This window comes from Streptomyces sp. B8-7, assembly GCF_058833805.1.
Window position 1 is genome coordinate 638,755 of record NZ_JBYRRL010000001.1, and the last position, 19,681, is coordinate 658,435.

Consider the following 19,681-nt stretch of genomic DNA (forward strand, 5'->3'; position numbering starts at 1 on the left):
GTTCAGCTCCCCGTCGGACGCACGAGCGCGACCGCGGTCCGCAGCAGGATGCAGATGTCCTGCCACAGCGACCAGTTGTCGATGTAGGCGTTGTCGAAGCGGGCCCGGTCCTCGATGGAGGTGTCGCCGCGCAACCCGTTGACCTGGGCCAGCCCGGTGATCCCGGCCCGCATCCGGTGGCGGGCCGCGTAACCGGGGTAGGTCTTGCTGAACTGGCCCACGAAGTAGGGGCGTTCGGGGCGGGGACCGACCAGGCTCATGTCGCCGCGGACCACGTTCCACAGCTGGAGCAACTCGTCCAGGGAGGTGCGGCGCAGGAAGCGGCAGAACCACGGCATGTCCCGTTCGTTCGCCACGCTCCAGCGGGTGGCCGCCTCGTGCTCGTCGGCCGGACGGTGGGTGCGCAGCTTCAGCAGCGTGAAGGGACGCCCGTCCTTGCCGACGCGTTCCTGGCGGAAGACCACGCCGGGCCCCCCGGTCAGCCGCAGCACGGCCGCGCACACCAGCAGCAGCGGGCTGACCGCCAGCAGCAGCGCCCCGGCCACCACCATGTCCAGGGTCCGCTTCCCCGGGCTGTCGTGCAGCCCCGGGGCCAGCCGCAGCCTGCGGCAGGAGAACCCGGCGAGCAGGTCGCGGGCCTTGTGGGAGGGTGAGTCCGGGTCCAGTTCCCACACCGTGCAGCCCGACTCCGCCAGCGCCCGCAGCAGCGGGGCCTGCCGCACCCGCGCCGAGGGGTGCACGACGAGGACGTCCTGCACGGCGTTCTGGATGAGCGCCCGCTGGACCTCCGCCCCGCTGGTCAGCACCGGCAGCCCGGCCGCGTCGTCCGTCCGGCCGGCCACCACCCCGACCGGCCGCACCCCGCAGCGCGGGTGCCGCAGCACGGCCGCCGCCACCCGCTGCGCGGTGTCCGCCGGGCCGACCACGAGCGCCGCGCGCGGACGGCGCAGCAGCGCCGCGCGCCGCCGCCAGTGCACCACGGCCCGCCCGGCGCAGCCCGCCACCGCCTGGACGGCGATCCCGGTGACCAGGGTCCGCCCGGACAGCGCGTGCTGCGGGGAGTACGCGGCGAGCAGCGCGGCCAGCGCCAGCCAGGTCACCGCGATCCGCGCGCACACGGCGGGCAGTTCGTCCAGCACGCCCTGCACCCGACGGCCGCGCAGCGGGTACGGCACCACCGCCGCGGCCACCAGCAGCGCCACCAGCACCGGGTGACGGTCGGTCAGGGCCAGCGTGCCGAGCAGCGCGGCCGTGCCGTCGGAGGCCGGCAGCGGCAGCGGCGACTCGGGGCGGGCGGGCGGCCTGCGGGCGGGAAGCCGGAAGCCCTCCGCGTTGCCGCGCGGGGGAAGGAGGGTGAGGGGCGTCGGTCCGTGGCCCCGCGGCTGCGCGCCGGGCGAGGGGACGGTGCTTTCCGCGGTCACGAGTGGATGTGCTCCCTGTACTCGGGGTCCTCGGCGTCCTTGGCGTCCATGGCGTCCTCGGCGTCCTCGGCGTCCTCGGCGCGGGTGACTCTCGCCTCGGCGGCCGCGGCGCGCGCCGTGGCCCGTACACCGCTCAGCAGTTCGTGGTAGACGCGCTCGACGCCTTCGGCGGCGCGCCGCACGTCGTGGGCGGCGAGCACATGGCGGCGGCCCTGATGGCCGAGGGACTCCCGCAGCAGCGGGTCGAGCAGCAGGCCGGTGACCGCCCCGGCGAGCGCGGCCGGATCATCCGCCGGCACCAGGCACCGGCCGGCGAGCGCGGCCGGCAGTACCTCGCGGGAGCCGTCCACGTCGGTCAGCACCACCGGGCGGCCGCACGCCATGGCCTCCAGCGGTGCCAGAGCCATGCCCTCCCAGCGGGAGGGCAGCACCACCAGGTCGGCGGCCTGGTACCAGGGCACGGGATCGGTCACGGCCCCGGTGAACAGCACCGACTCCGGCGCGGCGGCGGCCAGCCCTGCCCGGTCCGGCCCGTCTCCGACGAACACGAGCCGGGCTCCCGGCACCCGCCGGGCGATCCGCCGCCAGGCGTCGAGCAGGACGTCCTGCCCCTTCTGCTCGCACAGCCGCCCCACGCACACCACCAGCGCGTCCGCCCGCCCGGCGGCGGGCAGCAGGGACGCCCGTACGGTGTCCACGAAGGCCGGGTGGAACACCCCGGGGTCCACACCGTTGGGCACCACGCTCCACCGCGCCCGGATGCCCGCACGCACCCCGCGCTCCTGTTCGGCGGCGCTCACGCACACCGTCCGGTGTGCCCAACGCGCCCCGAGGCGCTCCCAGTTGAGGGCGAGTGCGGCGGTGGTGCCGGTGACCGCCTCGAACGACCAGGCGTGCGGCTGGAACACCGTCGGGATCCGCCCGCGCACCGCCAGCCGGGCCGCCAGGCCCGCCTTCGCGCTGTGCGCGTGCACCAGTTCGGGGCCCGTCTCCTCGATCAGACGGCCGAGGGAGCGCACCTCACGGGCGAGCGAGGGGCCCGGCGAGCGGGTCGCGGGCCAGTGCCGAACGGAGGCCCCGGCCGCGCGCAGGCCGCCGGTCAGCGGGCCGTCCGGACAGGCCACGGTCACCCGGAGGCCGGCCGCGAGCTGGGCGCGGGCCAGCTGGGCGACCACCCGGGCGACCCCGCCGTCCACGGGCTGCGTCACGTGCAGGACATGCGGCACGCCCCGAGGAAGGGCCCGGGACAGGACCCGCGGCAGGCCCCGGGGCAGGACCCGCGGCGGAGGGTCGGTTGCTGGCTGGTGCATACGCGGCTTCCTCGCTCACGGGTGACGCTGGGCAGGTGCCGGAACGCGCTTCAGTGGTGGGCGTCGACGGCGGCGAAGAGCGCGCCGTTCCACCCCGCGTCCCGTGGGGGAACGAGCCGGACGGGCGGCTGGTCACCGCCACGCCGCGGACCCCCGTTCCGTTCGAACGCCGCCGCGCCGGGGGCGCGTGCGTGCGCGCACGCCGGTCCGCGCGCTCCCGTCGCCCGCTCCGTGCGCCAGAACGCGCAGGCCGGACCGGGTGACGTGGCCGGCCGTGCGGTGGTGGCGGGCGGCCGGACGGGGAGCCGGGCGGGGCGTCGGGGGCGTCGGGGGGAGGGCGCGTCCGAAGGGGCGCCGGGCGACGCGGCGGGGACCGCGACGGGTGCGCCGGGCGGCGCGGCGGCGCGTGCGGCGGGCAGCGCGTCCGGCGTCGCGCGGCGCGGCGGCGGACCCAGGCAAAGACGCATGACCGACTGCCCTTTCGTGCGATTTGCTTGCTATAGGGGTGGGTCGGGAGATCCGCAACTCTAACTGCTATCCGTATTAATCCGTTGAAACCGGACAAGTGTGTCGGAACGGTGAAGTGCGGTGACCCGCGAGATCACTCCATTGGCGGCACAACCACCCGGCGTGCCGCGCGTTTTCACAGCGCCGGGCATCCCCGCCCGGATGTTTGCGTCAACCCCAAGGAGCACCTCTCCATGTCGCGTATCGCGAAGGGCCTGGTCCTGACCTCCGCCGCCGTCGCGGCCGTCGCCGGCGGCGCCGGTGTGGCCGCCGCCGACTCCGAGGCGGCCGGTGCCGCCGCCCACTCCCCGGGTGTGCTGTCCGGCAACGTCGTCCAGGTTCCGGTCCACGTGCCGGTCAACGTCTGCGGCAACACGGTCAACGTCATCGGCCTGCTGAACCCGGCCTTCGGCAACACCTGCGTCAACGACTGACGCGGTTCCCGGCGTGGCCGGCCGCACTCCTCGACGAGGAGTGCGGCCGGTTCGTCGTTGCGGGTGCGTACGGTCCGCTGAGCCGAACGGGGGATGGGGGAGCAGGCCTCCGGAATCGCCCCCCATCCGGCCTCCGACCAGGCGAAACGGGGGTGCGGGAGGCCCACGGCCGTGACGGACGTGGCACGTGGTGTAACCGATCGGTTGCAGAGGGCGAACATCACTCCCACGGTGGAGCCAAGACCCGACGCACCACCGAAGGGAACACTCATGCGTGGTCTGCCCGTACGGCGTATCGGTTCCACCGCTCTGTGCGCCACCCTCGTCCTCGGAATCGCCGGCCCGGCCGCGTTCGCTGCCGACGGCGGTCCGGTCCGGGAGCGCGCCCAGGTGGCCCCCCGAGCGCCCGTCGCCGGCGCGGACGCGCTTGCCGCCCAGGTCCGGAGCCTCGGCGAGCTGGGTGGCGTACTGACCCCCGTCACCGACCTGCTCGACGCCGCGCTCGGCGCGGACAACGGTCAGTTGACGTCGGGCCAGGCGATCAGGCTCGGTGACGCGGCCAGGTCCGCGCTCGCCGAGGTGAGCGCCGCCGCACCGGTCGCGGCGCCCGCGCTGCCCGAGACGCCCGTGCTGCCCTTGACGCCCGCCGTCCCGAGCGCCCCGTCGGTCCCGAGCGTGCCGTCGGTTCCGAGCGCCCCGTCGGTCCCGAGCGTGCCGTCGGTCCCGAGCGTGCCGTCCGTGGCCGACGTGCCGTCGCTGCCCGACGCTCCGGCCGTCCCCGGGCTGCCCTCGCCCGGCCGGAGCGCGGCCAAGGCGCCGGCCGACCTCCCGGGCGACGCGCTCACCGCCCTGCGTGAGGCGCTCGACACGCTGCTCGCGGCCGTCACCTCCGGTGCCGTCGGCGGGGTCGTCCCGGCGGCCACCGGTGTGGTGGGCGGCCTGGTCGACCTGCTCGCCGCGACCCTGCTGGGCGGCGGACTGCCCGTACCCGGCCTGCCCGGGCTGCCGGAGCTCCCCGAACTACCGGTGAGCACCCCGGAGCTGCCGGCCGGCACACCAGAACTGCCGGTCGGCACACCAGAACTGCCGGTGGCGGCGCCCGAACTGCCGGTCGCCGCGCCGGAGCTGCCCGTCGCCCCGCCGGCCCTGCCGGTGTCGACTGCGCAGCTGCCGGTCTCGGGGCTGGTGCCGGGCACCTGACACCGCGCCCCGACGCGCGCCGCGGCCGTCGCCGCCGGACCCGCCTCGCAGGCGGGCCCGCGGCTGCGGCCGCGCCGTCGTGTCCGGCCGTGGGGCCGTCGTCCTCCGGCCGCTCGGCCGTCGTGTCCGTCTGCCCGGCCGTCGGGTGCGTCCGCGGTCGTCGGATGCGCCCGCAGTTGCCGGATGCGCCCGCGGCTGTCGGGTGCGCCCGCGGCTGTCGGGGCGGACCCGCGTCCGCCCTGTTCAGCCCGGCGTGGAGGGAGCGGCCGGTCGCCGTGTGGCGCGTATCTCGTATGAGGGATCACCGGTGCAGAAATTTCTTCTCCGCGCGGGGTTTCCGGTCCGGGGCCCGGTCGTTGTGCACGGCGTCGGAAACGCCTCCGGCGACACGAGTCGCCGGAGCGCCGTCTCATAGCCGTCTGACGCTGCCCCAGGACGTCCGACGCCGCCGCCCGCCGTACCCGATGTGGCCGCACGCCGCACCCGGCGTGACGGCACGCCGTCCGGCGTCGTCCGAGGACGTCCGAGAGCGTCGAAGAAAGGAACCCGATGAAGTCCCTGAAGGCTGTCGCTGTCGCCGCCGGTTCCCTGGCCCTCGCGGGCGCCGCCGCGCCCGCGTTCGCCCACAACGCCGCCGAGCTCACCCCCTCCAGCCTCGACGGCGCCGTGAACACCCTCACCAGCACGCAGCTCCAGCCTGCCGACGTGATGCCGCTCCAGCACCAGTCGGACGCGCTGAACACCGAGAACCCCGACTCCGTGCTGAACACGGTCAACGGCGCGACCACCGCGCTGAACTCCGCCGGCGGCCTCCTCGGCGGCCTGCCCCTCCAGGGCTGAGCCGCCCCCACCACCCCGTCCAGCCCTCGGCCCGGGCGCCCTGCGGCCCGGGTCCTCACGGGTCTTCGCGGGTCTCGCGGGTCTCGCGGGTCTTCGCGGGTCCTCCCAGGCCTCTCCGTCCTGCCGGTCCTCTCGGCCCTGCGGGTCCTGAGGGCCCGGCGGGACCCTGGGCGAGGGCCCTCCGCCGGAGCCGGCTCCCTACGGAGCGGTCCACCCGTCCGTGGTGCGCCGCACGCACCGTACGGCGCCGGCTCCCGGAGTGTCCGGGGCGTGCCCGCGTATCCGTGAGGGTCCGCGGTGCGCAGGGTCCGCGGTGCGCAGGGGCCGCGGGGCCTCCCGCGTCCCGCGGCTTCCCGTGGCCCCGGCGGACCCGTCCGGGACTCCGGAGGCGCTGTCCCCCGATCGTGTGGAGCGGGCGGGCAGTGTCCCCCGGTCGGGTGAGAACCCGCCCGGCGGCTCCCCGCCCCGTCGATAGGGTCGCGCGGTGACCACAACCCCCAGCACCGACCGTCCCTTCCGCCTCACCGATCTCGGCACGCTCGTCGTGATGGCCTGGAGCGGCGAGGCCCCCGACGGCAGCGACATGCCCTACCTCCTCGCCTACACCCTCGGCGACGGCCCCGACGGCCCCGACGCGACGAGTGAGGCCGTGGCGCAGCTGCTCGCCCGGAACAACCTGCCCGTCGGCGGCGACCTCGTGGACGGCAACGCCACGCCCAGTCTGCCGGTCAGCCTGCTCGTGGAGGCCGGCCAGGCCGTCCTCAACATGGCCCCGCTGAACGCCCAGTGCCCCGCCCCGCCGGAGTGGCTGGCCGCCGTCGCCGAACGCGGCTACGCCTACCTGGTGTTCACCACCCGCCCCTGGCCCGAGGCCGAGCCCGGCACGGCGATCGAGCCCGAGGCGCTGGCCGCGTTCGCGGGTGCCGAGGAGACCCTGACCGCCGCCGCGCACGTCGTCCTGCCGGCCCGCAGCCTGCGCGCCTGACACCGGGTGACCGCCTCCCCGGACAGTTGGCGGACGGCACTGCCGGAGCCGGCCGCGGCCATGCACCGCCGCTGCTGACGGCCGTGGCCGGCACACCGCTACCGACGAGAGGGCTGGACGGGCCGACCGGTCGTACGACTGCGGCTTTCGGGCGAATTGTGCGCGCCCGACCCGTCCGTACTCGTTACGCGGTACGGACGATGAGCCCGTCGAGCCTGCAAAGGACCGTACCTGAGATGAAGTCGAGCACACGAGGCACTCTTGCCGCTGTCCTCACCGGCGTCGCGGCAGCCGTGGGTGCCGCCTCCGCCACGCCCGCCGCCGCGGCCGGCACGGTTCCCGTCCCCGTGCCGCTGGAAGGCGTGGAGCAGTCCCTCGGCATGGAACTGCCCGAGGCCTCCGGACAGCTGCCGGTGCCCGAGCCCGGCGTGCCCGACGGCCCGCGCCACGTCCCGGGCCGGGTGCTGCCCGACCGCGCGCTGCCGCAGCTCCCGGTCGCCGGCGGCCTGCCCGGCGCGGACCTGCGCGCCCCGCTGCCGCACGTCCTCGGCGACGACTTCGACCACGTCGCCGCCGAGGCCCCGGCCGCCGACCTGCACACCCTCGCACCGGGCCTGACCCTGGAGGCTCCCCTCACCCCGCCGAACCCGGACGCCTTCGGCCTGCCCGCCCCCAAGCTCCCCGAGGCGGGTGTGCTCACACCGGCCCTGCAGGCCGTGCCGACCGCCGACCTCGGAGTCGCCGACGGCCTGTGAGCGGCGTGCGGCCGCGGCCGGTGTGCGTGGGGCCCGGACGGGCGCGTCGTCCGGGCCTCCCGCGTTCGGCGGCGCCCGCCTCCGTCGCCGGACCGTTCCTCATGCCGCCGGACCGTTCCTCATATGGACGTACGGGCGGTGACCGGGCGGCGCGGCGGGCGGTTACCGGTACGGAGCGAACACAGCACACCGAACCGGACGAGGAGAAGACGATGGGCGTGGGCGTGGGCGTGGGCGTGGGCGTTGGTGTCGGTGTCGGCGGAGTGGCGGTCGGGGCGGAGCCGGGCGCCGCCGGGCCCGCGCGGCGGGCGGGCGGGTCACGGCGGGAGGTACTGCGCGGGCTGGCCGCGGCGGCGGGCGCGCTGGCGCTCGCTCCGGTGGTCGCCGCGTCCCGGCCGGTCGGACGCGGGGAACCGGCCGACGGCAGACCGGGCGACGAGGCCTTCGACGAGTTGTACCTCGGTCACCACATCCGCGGCATCAAGACGCTGCCCGGCCGCACCTTCGGCGAGGGCGAGTGGCGGGTCACCGTGGACGGCCGCCCACTGCACCTGATGCGCCGCGCCGACGGCACCTGGCTCACCATGGTCGACCACTACGCCTCCTACGCCACACCGCTGGAGGCCGCCCGAGCCGCCGTGGAGGAACTCGGCCCGGCGCAGCGGCTGCGCGAGGAGGCCGGCCGCGCGGCCCGTACCCACCACGACACACACCAGGGGGGACACCACCATGGCGTACGTCCGTAAGGACGTCAGCACCCTGACGCGCGCCGAGCGGCGCCGGTTCGTCCAGGCGATGCTGGAGGTGAAACGGCGCGGCGAGTACGACGAGTTCGTGCGGATGCACATCGAGTACTACGTCTCCGACGGCGAGGGCGGCCTGCGCACCGCCCACATGGCCCCCTCGTTCCTGCCCTGGCACCGGCAGTTCCTGCTGGAGCTGGAGAAGGCGCTGCGGCGCGTCGACGCGTCCGTGACGCTGCCGTACTGGGACTGGACACGGGACCGCACGGCCACCTCCGTGCCGTGGACCGAGGACCTGCTCGGCGGCAACGGGCGCAGCTGGGACCGGCAGGTGACGACCGGTCCGTTCGCGTACCGCACGGGTGACTGGACGCTCAGGGAGGGCGTCACCGACGGGGAGTACCTCACCCGGGACCTGGGCCGGGCCCGCAACCCCCTCGACCTGCCCACCGGGAGCGAACTGGAGGGGGCGCTCCAGGACCCGGTGTACGACGTGGCGCCCTGGGACTCCACGGTCGACCGGGGGTTCCGCAACAAGCTGGAGGGCTGGGGGACCGGCCGCGGCAGCGTGTCCTGGCGCAACCACAACCGGGTGCACCGCTGGGTGGGCGGCGTGATGGTGGGCGGCGCCTCCGTCAACGACCCGGTCTTCTGGCTGCATCACGCGTTCGTCGACCTCCAGTGGGACCGCTGGCAGCGGCGGCACAGCCCGCACCGCTACCTGCCCGCCCAGCCTCCCCCGCCCGGCGACCGCCAGCGCGGCCGGATCGTGTCCCGGCACGAGAAGCTGCCGCCGTGGGACGTGACCCCGGACCGGCTGGAGGATGTGAGCCACCTCTACCGCTACGCCTGACCGGCCCGCCCGCGTCGGTCCGCCTCTGTCGGTCCGCCCGCGTCGGTCCGCCTCTGTCGGTCCGCCCGCGTCGGTCCGCCTCCGTCGGCCCGCCCGCGTCGGTCCGTCGGCGTCGCCCGCCGGCCGTTCCGGTGGGCTCCGGGCGGCTGCAGGGCGGGACCCGGGCGTGAACGGGCCCTCTCGGCCGACCGCGGTGCCGCCCGGACGTGCGGAAGCCCCGGCGCTCGGAGTGCCGGGGCTTCCGCGTACGGTCCGGGAGGTCAGCCGCCGTAGCCGCCGTGGCCCGTGTCGCCGCCGATGTTGGCGCAGGTGTTGCCGAACGCGGGGTTCAGCAGGCCGACCAGGTCGACGGTGTTGCCGCACAGGTTGACCGGGACGTTGACGGGAACCTGGATGAGGTTGCCCGAGAGCACGCCGGGCGAGCCGACGGCCTCGCCGTGGGCGCCCGCGTCCGCCAGGGCCAGGCCGGCCCCGCCGATGACCATGGCACCCGTACCGAGGGCGACGCCGGTCGCCTTCGTGATGCGAGACATCACGTTCTCCTTCTTGCTCGACTCGATAGGCGCGGCGGCAGGACTCGCAGCCGCACTTCCCGTTCAACGCGGCCGGTGGGAGCGGGTCACGGTGCAGCCGTACGGATCACTCGTTCTGAACAGCGGACCGGGATCACACCCCCGCCCGTCCCGGCGGGTGCGCGGGCGGCGGGCCGACCGCTGCGGGGGCCGGGCGCCGTGGCGGACCGGCGCCGTCGGGGCACTCCCTTCGCCCGGCGCCGGAGGCTCGTCTTCCGGACATCCTGGCGTGCGGATCCCGGCGGATCCCGGCGGATCCCGGCGGATCCCGGCGGATTCAGGCTGCGTCCGCGCCGTGGCGGGCAAAATCGTGGCGTCCGACTTCAAGCCACGGGTCTCACCGCCGTCGCCGTGGATCCGGCGGGATCCGGCGGGATCCGGCACAGTGCGGGGAACGGGCCGAGGCCGGTGCGGGAGTCGTCGACCAGTCCGTGTGCGAGCGTGCGGCGGGAGCCTGCGACGAGGGCCGGGACCCCGCTCGCGCCCCCCCGGTGCGGGGGCCGGCGCCGCCCTGTGGGTGGATGCACCGGCGTCGACCAGCAGAAAAGCCCTCCCCGAGGGAGGGCTGGGACTGGGCGCCCCCGGCAGGACTCGAACCTGCGGCCAAGCGCTTAGAAGGCGCCTGCTCTATCCACTGAGCTACGGGGGCCGGATGTGGCCTCGGTCGTGGTGCCCGGATACGGGCTGTTCCCTGACGTCGCCGGAGACAAGGATAGGGCTCCCCGATCCTCGTCCCTGTCGCCTCGCCTCCGTGGCTCGATGTGGAGGTTCGGTGAAACGATCCTGATAATTGCAGCCAGTGACGAATCGTGCATCGCTTTTGACGTCGGGGGCCCCGGGTGTTGTGCACTCGTTATGCCTGGCCTCGGCGCGTGTCCCGGACGTCCCTTCCGCCCCTTGTGTCCTTCGGCGCGCAGAGATGCCTATATGCTTCAGAATTCCCCTAAAATTGGGCATTCTTCGCATGTGGTGACCTTGGACGTACGGCCTCAACTGCTCGACGCACTCTCCGCCCTGCGCGACCGTGTCGCCGCCGCACGCTTCCCGCTGCCCCTGGCGGGGGCCCCACGCGCGCGTGCCAACCGCGACGAGCTGCTCGCCCAGCTGGACGACTACCTGGTGCCCCGGCTCAGAGATCCCGAAGCGCCTCTGCTCGCCGTCGTGGGCGGTTCCACCGGCGCGGGCAAGTCGACCCTCGTCAACTCCCTCGTCGGACGGCGCGTCAGCGAGGCGGGAGTGCTGCGTCCGACGACGCGTACACCGGTGCTGGTGTGTCATCCGGAGGACCATCACTGGTTCAGCGGCATGCGCGTCCTGCCCGACCTCACGCGGGTGTGGGTGCCCCGGCGGGACCCCGGCGACGACCTCCTGCCGGCCGACGAGCACCCCGGGCGCGTCCTGCGCATCGAGACCGCCGACACGCTCCCGCCGGGCCTCGCCCTGCTGGACGCGCCCGACGTCGACTCGCTCGTCGCCGGCAACCGGATCCTGGCCGCCGAGCTGATCTGCGCCGCCGACATCTGGGTGATGGTCACCACGGCGGCCCGCTACGCCGACGCAGTGCCCTGGCATCTGCTGCGCACCGCCAAGGAGTACGACGCCACCCTCGTGACCGTGCTCGACCGGGTACCCCACCAGGTCGTCTCCGAGGTCTCCCGGCAGTACGCCGCCCTGCTCACCAAGGCGGGCCTCGGCGACGTGCCCCGCTTCACGGTGCCCGAACTGCCCGAGTCCGCCTGGGGCGGCGGTCTGCTGCCCGCCAGCGCCGTGGCCCAGCTCCGCACCTGGCTGGTGCACCAGGCCCAGGACCCCGGCGCCCGCCGGCACGTCATGGCCCGCACCGCCCACGGCGTCCTCGACTCGCTCAAGGCCCGCATGCCCGAGCTGGCCGGCGCAGCCGCCGCGCAGTACGCCGCCGCACTGCGGCTGACCGCCGCCGTCGACGCGGCCTACGACAGCGAGTACACCCGTGTGCGCGGGCGGCTCCAGTCCGGTGCGGTCCTCGCCGGGGGCGCCCTCAAACGCTGGCGGGCCTTCCCCCTGGACTGCACCGCCTCGGAACTGCTCGACGCGCTCGTCGACAGCCTCAGCGCCCTCCTGCTGTGCGCCGTCACCGCCGCGGACGAGCGCGTCGACGACGCCTGGCGGCGCGAACCCGCCTCCGCCGCGCCGGAGCTCCGGACCCCCGAACCGGGCCTGGACACCGCGGAGCACCGCATCGGGATGGCCGTACGGCGGTGGCGGCGCGAGCTGGAGGAGTACGCCGAGGAGGAGATCCGCGAACTCGACCGCGGACAGGCTCCCGACCCCGACACGGTCGCCGCACTGGTCGCCACCGTGCTGCTCGGCGGCCGCCGGGCACGCTCCGCGGGCGAACGGCTCGCCGAGCGGCTGGGCGCGCACGGGGCGCTGCGGCTCCGCGACCGGGGCGGGCGCCTGCTCGCCGAACTCGCCGACCGCGTTCTGCACACCGAGCGTGAGCGCCGCCTCGCCCCCCTCGACGGCCTCGAAGTCCACCCCGAGCCACAGGCCGAGCTCATCGCCGCGCTGTCCGTACTGCAGAAGGAGAGGTGACCGGTGACCGCCCTCACTGACCAGGATCACGATCACACGGACCACTCGGATCGTCGCTCGGACCACCCGGATCAGACGGACCACCCGGATCACCCGGATCAGACGGATCAGACGGATCACCCGGATCAGACGGTTCACCCGGGTCGTGCGGATCAGCCGGGTCGTACGGGTGACGGCGACAGCGGCGGTCACACCGACGGCACTCGGCGCGGCGACCACTCCGTCCACACGGACCACTCCGCCCACTCCGGTCGCACGGACGGGGCCGAAGGTGTTGATCCCGGTGACCCCACCGGCCCCACCGGCCCCGACGGCCCCACCTGCCCTGACGGCCCCACCGGCCCCACCGGCCCCGCCGGTGACAGCGACCGGAGCGGGTCCGACGCCGGGTCGCCGGGGGCGGGGCCTGAGCCAGGGGCCGCGGACGGGGCCGGAGACGGGGCCGGAGACGGAGACGAGGCCGGAGCCGGAGCCAGGGCCGCCTCGGGTGGCGGCGAGGACACCGCCGCGGGCGCCCGCGAGGCGGCTGACGGCCGGCCCGCGCGCGCGGCGGGGGAGGACGGCCATGGGTCCGGGGGCACGGCGGGGGACGGTGTGTCCCGGCGTGCCGACGCGCGTCCGCGTACCGACGGCGCGCGGAGCTCCGACGTACCGGAATGCGTCGTCGGCGGCGCGGCCGGCACCGGCGGCGTGAGCCGTGCGGACGGTGGGGGCAGCCCCTCCGGTGGCACGGGCGGCCCGCGTGGCACGGGCGGCCCGCGTGGCACGACCGGCGGGGCCGCCGCCGGCGCCGGCCGGGGCACACGCCTCGGGCGGGCCGCCGACACCGGCCGGGGCGCCGACCGCAGACGAAGCGGCGACGGCGGGACTGAGCCCGGTGACCGGCCCGCGGTCCACGGCCGGGCGGCGCGGGCCACGGAGGCCGCGGGTCCGACGGACGCCCCCGACGCCTCCGAGGCTTCCGACACCCCCGGGGCCGCCGGGGTCTGGGACGACGGGCTGATCGCGCGGCGGGTGAGTGAGGGCGAGCAGGCGGCGGCAGCGGTGACGGAGCCCCGGGCGTCCGCGCCCCAGACCCCCGCCCCGTTGGCGTACGACGGCGCGTTGCGCTCCCGTCTGGACGCGCTGCGCGAACTGGTGGGCCTCTCCCGCGCACGGGTCGACAGCCGCATGCTCTCCGAGGCCGGACACGTCCTGGACGAGGCGGCCGCCCGACGCAGACTCTCCGGGCAGCACACGGTCGTGGCCATCGCGGGCGCCACCGGCAGTGGCAAGTCGCAGCTGTTCAACGCGCTGGCCGGAGTGGCGATCTCGGAGACCGGGGTACGGCGGCCCACCACGTCCGCGCCCATCGCGTGCAGTTGGAGCGACGGGGCGGCGGCTCTCATCGACCGGCTCGGCATCCCCGGCCGGCTGCGCCGCCGGCCGGTGCAGAGCCCGGAGGCGGAGGCCCAGCTGCGCGGCCTGGTCCTGGTCGACCTGCCCGACCTGGACTCCGCGGCCGTGGCGCACCGCGAGCAGGCGGACCGGGTGCTCGCCCTCGTCGACGCGGTCATCTGGGTCGTGGACCCGGAGAAGTACGCCGACGCCCTGCTGCACGAGCGCTACCTGCGGCCCATGGCCGGGCACGCGGAGGTGATGTTCGTCGTCCTCAACCAGGTCGACCGGCTGCCCGGCGAGGCCACCGAGCAGGTCCTCGACGACCTGCGCCGCCTGCTCGACGAGGACGGCATCGCGCTCGGCGAGTACGGCGAGCCAGGGGCGCACGTGCTGGCGCTGTCCGCGCTGACCGGGGACGGGCTGGGCGAACTGCGTGAGGCGCTCGGTCAGTTCGTGGCCGAGCGGGGCGCACCGGCCCGCCGTGTCGCGGCCGACCTGGACGCCGCCGCGGCCGGGCTGCGGCCCGTCTACGCCAACGGGCGGCGGGCCGCGCTGAGCGAGGAGGCGCGCGACGAGTTCGCCGCCCGGCTGGCCGACGCGGTGGGTGCGACCGCGGCCGGCGAGGCCGCCGAACGCGCCTGGCTGCGCAACGCCAACCGGGCCTGCGGGACGCCGTGGCTGCGGCTGTGGCACTGGTACCAGGACCGGCGCGACCCTCCGACCGGGCGGCAGCCGCTGCGCGCGCAGGCCGACGAGGAGGCCACCGCCCGGCAGCGGGTGGAGCAGGCCGTGCGGATCGTCGCCGACCGCGCCTCGGACGGGTTGCCGGCGCCCTGGGCGCAGACGGTGCGCGAGGCCGCGGCACGTGGCGCGCACGGCCTGCCCGAGGCGCTGGACGAACTGGCGACCCGGGCGGGACTGCCGCCGGGGCGGCCGCCGCGGCCCGGCTGGTGGCCGGTAGCCGTCCTCACCCAGGCGGGGATGACGCTCCTCCAGGCCGTCGGCGGGCTGTGGCTGGTCGGCCAGATCGCCGGGGCGATGGCACCGAACCTGGGCGTGCCGGTGCTGCTGATGGTGCTGGGCATCGTGGGCGGCCCGCTGGTGGAGTGGAGCTGCCGGTTGGCCGCGCGCGGCCCCGCCCGGCGCTACGGGCAGGAGGCCGAGCGCCGGCTGCGCGAGGCGGCCGCCGGCTGCGGCCGGGCACGCGTGCTGGACCCGATCGCGGCCGAACTGCTGCGCTACCGGGAGGTCCGGGAGCAGTACGCGAGGGTCCTCGGCGCCGTGTAGCGGTGCGGGTGGCGCGTACGGGACGGGCGGGCCGCGAGGGCGTGGCCCGGACGGGGCGGTGCGGGGCGCGACGGACACGGTGGGCACCGCGTGCGCGGCGGACACCACGGGCGCGGCGGACGTGTCGGCCAGGCGGGCCGGGCCGGCCGCGTCGGCGATGCAGGCCACGGTGGGGTGGCGGCGTCCGCGCCCGCCGCGTGCTCTTTCGGCACGGGTGAGGGACGCGCACGCCGATACGGGTCACTCGGCCGGGTGACGGGGTTTTCCACAGGGCGGGGCCTGTGCACAGGCCGCGGCGGGGGCCGTGGCCGCCGGGCAGGGTGGCTTCGAGACGTGCGGGAGCGGCTCGCACGGAAGCAGGCCCGGCCGGAGACGGCGGGGCGCTGGAGGGGTGTGCGATGAACGAGACGATGATCTGCGCGGTGGGCCGGGTGGCGACGCAGCCGGTGTACCGGGAGCCGGCGTCGGGACCCTCGGCGCGGTTCCGGATGGCGGTGACCGCGCGCTACTGGGACCGCGAGAAGGGCGTGTGGACGGACGGGCACACCAGCTTCTTCACGGTGTGGGCCAACCGCCAGCTCGCCACGAACGCGGCCGCCTCGCTGAACGTGGGCGACCCGGTCGTGGTACAGGGCAGGCTGAAGGTGCGTCAGGACCTGCGCGAGGGACAGAGCCGGACGTCGGCCGACATCGACGCCGTGGCGATCGGCCACGACCTGGCGCGGGGCACGTCGGCCTTCCGGCGCGGCGGGGCGCGGGCGGAGAGCGGTGAGCCCGGGGTGGTGCGCCGTCCGGAGCCCGACTGGGAGACGCCTGCGGCCGGCCCGGCGGGTGAGGCGGGCTCCGGGTCCCCACAGGAGGCCGAGCTGGCGGCGGTGACGTGACGTCAGGGGAAGGGGACGGGATCGCGGCGGCGGAGTCCGGCGCCGGCTCCCGACTCGGCGCCTGTGGCCCTCCCGCGGCCCGTCTCCGGGGGGCGTCAAGCGGTGGATTTGTCGATATGCCCAGCTCGCAGGCCGGTTCCGGCGATAACGATTGCGAGTCGGATCACCGGTCGGACGATATGACAGGGAAGTGCGGTGTGCCGTCTCCCTAGGATGCCGGGGGTGGCGCTCGGGGCCGCTGATGCTGCCGGCGAGACCTGAGGCCGGTGTGACCTGCGGCTCAACGGGTCCTGCTCGAAGGGGATGTGTGTGATGTCTTGGCTCTCCGTGCCGGTCGCGGCATCCGCGCTCAGGCGGGGCGCGGTGCGCCTGGCCGTGGCGACGCTGGCGTCGGGACTCGTGGCGGCCGCAACGCTCACCGTCGCGGAGCCGGCGGCCGCCGCCGACGGCGGGCCGCAGCGCGGACCGGGCGGGGCGGTCGCCACCATGGGCGGCCTGGAGACGTACGGCACGGCGGTCATCCACGGCGAGGGCGGGGACCAGGAGGTCCCGGCGGGCCTGTTCGAGATGTCCGTCGAGGGCGGCGGCACCCTGCGGACGTACTGCGTGGACCTCTACCACCCGACGCAGCGGGAGGCGAAGTACCGCGAGACGTCCTGGAGCAGCACCTCGCTGGGCGGCAACAAGAACTCCGGGAAGATCCGCTGGATCCTGCAGAACTCCTATCCGCAGGTGAACGACCTGGCGGAGCTGGCCCGCCGGGCCGGCATCGGCGCCGGCCTGACCGAGCAGGACGCGGCGGCGGGCACCCAGGTGGCGATCTGGCGCTGGTCCGACGGCGCCGACGTCGACGCGGTGGACCCGGAGGCGGAGCGACTCGCCGACTACCTGCAGAGCAGCGCCCGCTCCCTGGCGGAGCCGCACGCCTCGCTCACCCTGGACCCGCCCGCGGTGGCCGGCCGGTCCGGCGGGCTGCTCGGCCCGGTGACCGTGCACACCAACGCCGAGAGCGTCACCCTGACCCCGCCGGCGGACGCGGTCGCGGACGGAGTGCGCATCGTCGGCGAGGACGGCGAGCCGGTCACCGCCGCCCGCAACGGCAGCCGGCTCTACTTCGACGTCCCCGAGGGCACCGGGCCGGGCTCGGCCGAGCTGACCGTGCAGGCCTCGACCACCGTCCCGGTCGGTCGGGCCTTCGCCGCCGAGAGCCGCAGCCAGACGCAGATCCTGGCCGGCTCCAGCGAGTCGACCGTCTCGGCCGCGGCCGGCGCGAACTGGGCCGACAGCGGGGCGATACCCGCACTGTCGGCGCGGGAGAACTGCGCCGAGGGCGGCGTCGACCTCACCGTCGACAACACCGGCGACGAGGCGTTCACCTTCGCGCTGACGGACATCGAGCACACCGTCCCGGCGGGCACGAAGCGCACGGTGGCGGTCCCGCTCCAGGAGGACCAGGCCTACGACTTCACCATCACCGGCCCGGACGGGTTCGCCAAGCGCTTCACCGGCACGCTCGACTGCCGCGTCCAGGGCGACACCACCACCGACGAGCGCACCCGGCTGATGACCGGGCCGAGCCCCGCCACGGTCGGCGGCACCACCGGGGACATCAACCTCGCCTCCACGGGCGGCACCGACACCACCCCGCTGATCGGCGGCGCGGCGATCCTCCTCGTCCTGATCGGCGGCGCAGCCCTCCTCCTGCTCCGCGAGCGCCACCCCGACCCGCACGAGTAGCCCCAGGGGATGCGGCTCTCGGTTGCCGGGCGAACCATGGGCACGGCAGCAGCCGGGGAGGACGGCTCGGCCGATGCGACGGCGACGGCGGGCCGGAAGGCGGCGTCCGGCCGGGGCAGTTCCGGCACCAGGGCGGCGGTGTCACGGCAGACGGCCGCCGCATCGTCGAGGGGCAGGTGAGGCGAACGGACGCGGGACCAGCCGCCGGAGGAGTCGCCGACGACCACGACGCCGGGCCCGTTCGGCCGGACGGAGGCGGCGGCCAGGGCCGCTTCAGGAGAGACGTCGGCCAGAGCTACGTTCGCCGCCGTGCCGGGGTTGCGTTGACGCCCTCGTCCTGTCGCCGGTCGCGCCGCGTGGCCGAGATCATGACTGCAGACCCTGGAACAGGCTCTGACCTGCGACCCGGCAAGCCGGTTCCGCCGCAGGTCAGGGGCGCCCGGCCGTACGCGTTTCCGCCCAGGCCTAGCGGTACGGCAAGATGGGGTGTATCTGCCCACTGCCAGATTTCAAGCTGCCGGACGGTTTCTCTTGGCTGAGTACATCTACACCATGCGCAAGACGCGCAAGGCTCACGGCGACAAGGTCATCCTTGACGACGTCTCGCTGAACTTCCTGCCCGGCGCGAAGATCGGTGTGGTCGGCCCGAACGGCGCCGGCAAGTCCACCGTGCTGAAGATCATGGCGGGGCTGGAGCAGCCCTCGAACGGTGACGCGTTCCTGTCACCCGGGTACAGCGTCGGCATCCTGCTGCAGGAGCCCCCGCTGAACGAGGAGAAGACCGTCCTGGAGAACGTCCAGGAAGGTGTCGCCGAGGTCAAGGGCAAGCTCGACCGGTTCAACGAGATCGCCGAGCTGATGGCGACCGACTACTCCGACGCGCTGCTGGAGGAGATGGGCAAGCTCCAGGAGGAGCTCGACCACGCCAACGCCTGGGACCTGGACGCGCAGCTGGAGCAGGCCATGGACGCGCTGGGCTGCCCGCCCGGCGACTGGCCCGTGACCACCCTCTCCGGTGGTGAGCGGCGCCGCGTCGCCCTGTGCAGGCTGCTGCTGGAGCAGCCCGACCTGCTGCTGCTCGACGAGCCCACCAACCACCTCGACGCCGAGTCGGTGAACTGGCTGGAGCAGCACCTCGCCAAGTACGCGGGCACCGTCGTGGCCATCACCCACGACCGGTACTTCCTGGACAACGTCGCCGAGTGGATCCTGGAGCTCGACCGCGGCCGCGCCTTCCCCTACCAGGGCAACTACTCCACCTACCTGGAGACCAAGTCCACCCGTCTGAAGGTCGAGGGCCAGAAGGACGCCAAGCGGCAGAAGCGGCTCAAGGAAGAGCTGGAGTGGGTGCGCTCCAACGCCAAGGGCCGCCAGGCCAAGTCCAAGGCCCGCCTCGCCCGCTACGAGGAGATGGCCGCCGAGGCCGAGAAGATGCGGAAGCTGGACTTCGAGGAGATCCAGATCCCGCCGGGCCCCCGCCTGGGCAACGTCGTCGTGGAGGTCAACAACCTCAGCAAGGCCTTCGGCGACAAGGTCCTCGTCGACGACCTCAGCTTCACCCTGCCGCGCAACGGCATCGTCGGGGTCATCGGCCCCAACGGCGCGGGCAAGACCACGCTGTTCAAGATGATCCAGGGCCTGGAGCAGCCCGACTCCGGCACCATCAAGGTCGGCGACACCGTCAAGATCTCCTACGTCGACCAGAGCCGCGAGAACATCGACCCCAAGAAGACGCTGTGGGCCGTCGTCTCCGACGAGCTCGACTACATCAACGTCGGCCAGGTCGAGATGCCCTCGCGCGCCTACGTCTCCGCGTTCGGCTTCAAGGGCCCCGACCAGCAGAAGCCGGCCGGTGTCCTGTCCGGCGGCGAGCGCAACCGCCTCAACCTGGCGCTCACCCTCAAGCAGGGCGGCAACCTGCTGCTCCTCGACGAGCCGACCAACGACCTCGACGTCGAGACGCTGTCCTCGCTGGAGAACGCGCTGCTGGACTTCCCCGGCTGCGCCGTGGTCGTCTCCCACGACCGCTGGTTCCTCGACCGCGTGGCCACCCACATCCTGGCCTACGAGGGCGACTCCAAGTGGTTCTGGTTCGAGGGCAACTTCGAGTCGTACGAGAAGAACAAGATCGAGCGTCTCGGCCCGGACGCGGCACGCCCGCACCGCGCCACCTACAAGAAGCTGACCCGGGGCTGATCT

Annotated in this window: 15 protein-coding genes and 1 tRNA gene; 12 read left to right on the plus strand and 4 right to left on the minus strand. The window is 74.9% G+C overall.

The genetic code is table 11. The features are described from left to right. Positions 1-2: 2 nt before the first annotated feature. A complete protein-coding gene (locus AC5K6T_RS02735; protein ID WP_493205268.1) occupies positions 3-1,421 on the minus strand; it encodes an exopolysaccharide biosynthesis polyprenyl glycosylphosphotransferase in 1,419 nt (472 codons plus the stop codon). Further along, positions 1,418-2,731, minus strand: coding sequence for a glycosyltransferase (locus tag AC5K6T_RS02740; protein ID WP_493205270.1), 1,314 nt, complete (start codon positions 2,729-2,731; stop codon positions 1,418-1,420). The genes AC5K6T_RS02735 and AC5K6T_RS02740 overlap by 4 nt, the downstream gene beginning before the upstream one ends. Before the next feature lie 701 nt (positions 2,732-3,432). On the opposite strand from AC5K6T_RS02740, the gene AC5K6T_RS02745 reads away from it, so the two are divergent. The 7 genes from AC5K6T_RS02745 to AC5K6T_RS02775 all read left to right on the plus strand — a co-directional run bounded on the left by AC5K6T_RS02745 (position 3,433) and on the right by AC5K6T_RS02775 (position 9,048). Further along, on the plus strand, positions 3,433-3,672 hold the full coding sequence (locus tag AC5K6T_RS02745) for a chaplin (RefSeq protein ID WP_493205271.1): 240 nt from the start codon (positions 3,433-3,435) through the stop codon (positions 3,670-3,672). A 270-nt stretch (positions 3,673-3,942) separates the two neighbouring features. Then, the gene (locus tag AC5K6T_RS02750) at positions 3,943-4,872 is read left to right on the plus strand and encodes a hypothetical protein (protein WP_493205273.1); all 930 of its coding nucleotides are present in this window, start codon (positions 3,943-3,945) and stop codon (positions 4,870-4,872) included. Between the two features lie 549 nt (positions 4,873-5,421). Then, the gene (locus tag AC5K6T_RS02755; protein WP_493205275.1) at positions 5,422-5,712 is read left to right on the plus strand and encodes a hypothetical protein; all 291 of its coding nucleotides are present in this window, start codon (positions 5,422-5,424) and stop codon (positions 5,710-5,712) included. A gap of 484 nt (positions 5,713-6,196) precedes the next feature. Next, positions 6,197-6,697 (plus strand): DUF5949 family protein, encoded by a 501-nt coding sequence (locus AC5K6T_RS02760; protein WP_493205277.1) that lies wholly within the window; start codon positions 6,197-6,199, stop codon positions 6,695-6,697. Between the two features lie 236 nt (positions 6,698-6,933). Beyond that, positions 6,934-7,452 carry a hypothetical protein gene (locus AC5K6T_RS02765; RefSeq protein ID WP_493205279.1) on the plus strand — a complete coding sequence of 173 codons (519 nt, stop codon included), beginning with the start codon at positions 6,934-6,936 and terminating at the stop codon, positions 7,450-7,452. A gap of 212 nt (positions 7,453-7,664) precedes the next feature. Further along, positions 7,665-8,198, plus strand: a complete 534-nt coding sequence (locus tag AC5K6T_RS02770; RefSeq protein ID WP_493205280.1) for a tyrosinase family oxidase copper chaperone — start codon at positions 7,665-7,667, stop codon at positions 8,196-8,198. Beyond that, positions 8,182-9,048: a tyrosinase family protein gene (locus AC5K6T_RS02775; protein WP_493205281.1), complete on the plus strand. Its 867-nt coding sequence runs from the start codon at positions 8,182-8,184 to the stop codon at positions 9,046-9,048. Before AC5K6T_RS02770 ends, AC5K6T_RS02775 begins: the two co-directional genes overlap by 17 nt. 260 nt (positions 9,049-9,308) lie before the next feature. On the opposite strand, the gene AC5K6T_RS02780 is transcribed toward AC5K6T_RS02775, so the two are convergent. Together AC5K6T_RS02780 and AC5K6T_RS02785 are read right to left on the minus strand one after the other, a co-directional pair. Further along, a complete protein-coding gene (locus AC5K6T_RS02780; RefSeq protein ID WP_493205282.1) occupies positions 9,309-9,581 on the minus strand; it encodes a chaplin in 273 nt (90 codons plus the stop codon). A gap of 615 nt (positions 9,582-10,196) precedes the next feature. Next, positions 10,197-10,269, minus strand: a tRNA-Arg gene (locus AC5K6T_RS02785). Positions 10,270-10,586: 317 nt separating this feature from the next. Between AC5K6T_RS02785 and AC5K6T_RS02790 the strand changes: the two genes are divergently transcribed. From AC5K6T_RS02790 to ettA, 5 genes are all read left to right on the plus strand, one after another. After that, positions 10,587-12,194 carry a dynamin family protein gene (locus tag AC5K6T_RS02790; RefSeq protein WP_493205284.1) on the plus strand — a complete coding sequence of 536 codons (1,608 nt, stop codon included), beginning with the start codon at positions 10,587-10,589 and terminating at the stop codon, positions 12,192-12,194. 1,014 nt (positions 12,195-13,208) lie between these two features. Further along, complete coding sequence (locus AC5K6T_RS02795) at positions 13,209-14,861, plus strand: YfjP family GTPase (RefSeq protein ID WP_493205286.1); 1,653 nt, start codon at positions 13,209-13,211, stop codon at positions 14,859-14,861. Between the two features lie 398 nt (positions 14,862-15,259). Next, entirely contained in the window at positions 15,260-15,745 is a 486-nt protein-coding gene (locus tag AC5K6T_RS02800) for a single-stranded DNA-binding protein (RefSeq protein ID WP_493205287.1), read from the plus strand. Between the two features lie 312 nt (positions 15,746-16,057). Further along, a complete protein-coding gene (locus AC5K6T_RS02805; RefSeq protein WP_493205289.1) occupies positions 16,058-17,482 on the plus strand; it encodes a Cys-Gln thioester bond-forming surface protein in 1,425 nt (474 codons plus the stop codon). Positions 17,483-18,013: 531 nt separating this feature from the next. Further along, positions 18,014-19,678: an energy-dependent translational throttle protein EttA gene (gene ettA / locus AC5K6T_RS02810; protein WP_493205290.1), complete on the plus strand. Its 1,665-nt coding sequence runs from the start codon at positions 18,014-18,016 to the stop codon at positions 19,676-19,678. Positions 19,679-19,681 lie beyond the last annotated feature (3 nt).

Coding starts and splice junctions, on each gene's coding strand:
- AC5K6T_RS02740 (WP_493205270.1), bottom strand. CDS start 2,731: ATGCACCAGCCAGCAACCGACCCTCCGCCGCGGGTCCTGCCCCGGGGC.
- AC5K6T_RS02745 (WP_493205271.1), top strand. CDS start 3,433: ATGTCGCGTATCGCGAAGGGCCTGGTCCTGACCTCCGCCGCCGTCGCG.
- AC5K6T_RS02750 (WP_493205273.1), top strand. CDS start 3,943: ATGCGTGGTCTGCCCGTACGGCGTATCGGTTCCACCGCTCTGTGCGCC.
- AC5K6T_RS02755 (WP_493205275.1), top strand. CDS start 5,422: ATGAAGTCCCTGAAGGCTGTCGCTGTCGCCGCCGGTTCCCTGGCCCTC.
- AC5K6T_RS02765 (WP_493205279.1), top strand. CDS start 6,934: ATGAAGTCGAGCACACGAGGCACTCTTGCCGCTGTCCTCACCGGCGTC.
- AC5K6T_RS02770 (WP_493205280.1), top strand. CDS start 7,665: ATGGGCGTGGGCGTGGGCGTGGGCGTGGGCGTTGGTGTCGGTGTCGGC.
- AC5K6T_RS02775 (WP_493205281.1), top strand. CDS start 8,182: ATGGCGTACGTCCGTAAGGACGTCAGCACCCTGACGCGCGCCGAGCGG.
- AC5K6T_RS02780 (WP_493205282.1), bottom strand. CDS start 9,581: ATGTCTCGCATCACGAAGGCGACCGGCGTCGCCCTCGGTACGGGTGCC.
- AC5K6T_RS02800 (WP_493205287.1), top strand. CDS start 15,260: ATGAACGAGACGATGATCTGCGCGGTGGGCCGGGTGGCGACGCAGCCG.
- AC5K6T_RS02805 (WP_493205289.1), top strand. CDS start 16,058: ATGTCTTGGCTCTCCGTGCCGGTCGCGGCATCCGCGCTCAGGCGGGGC.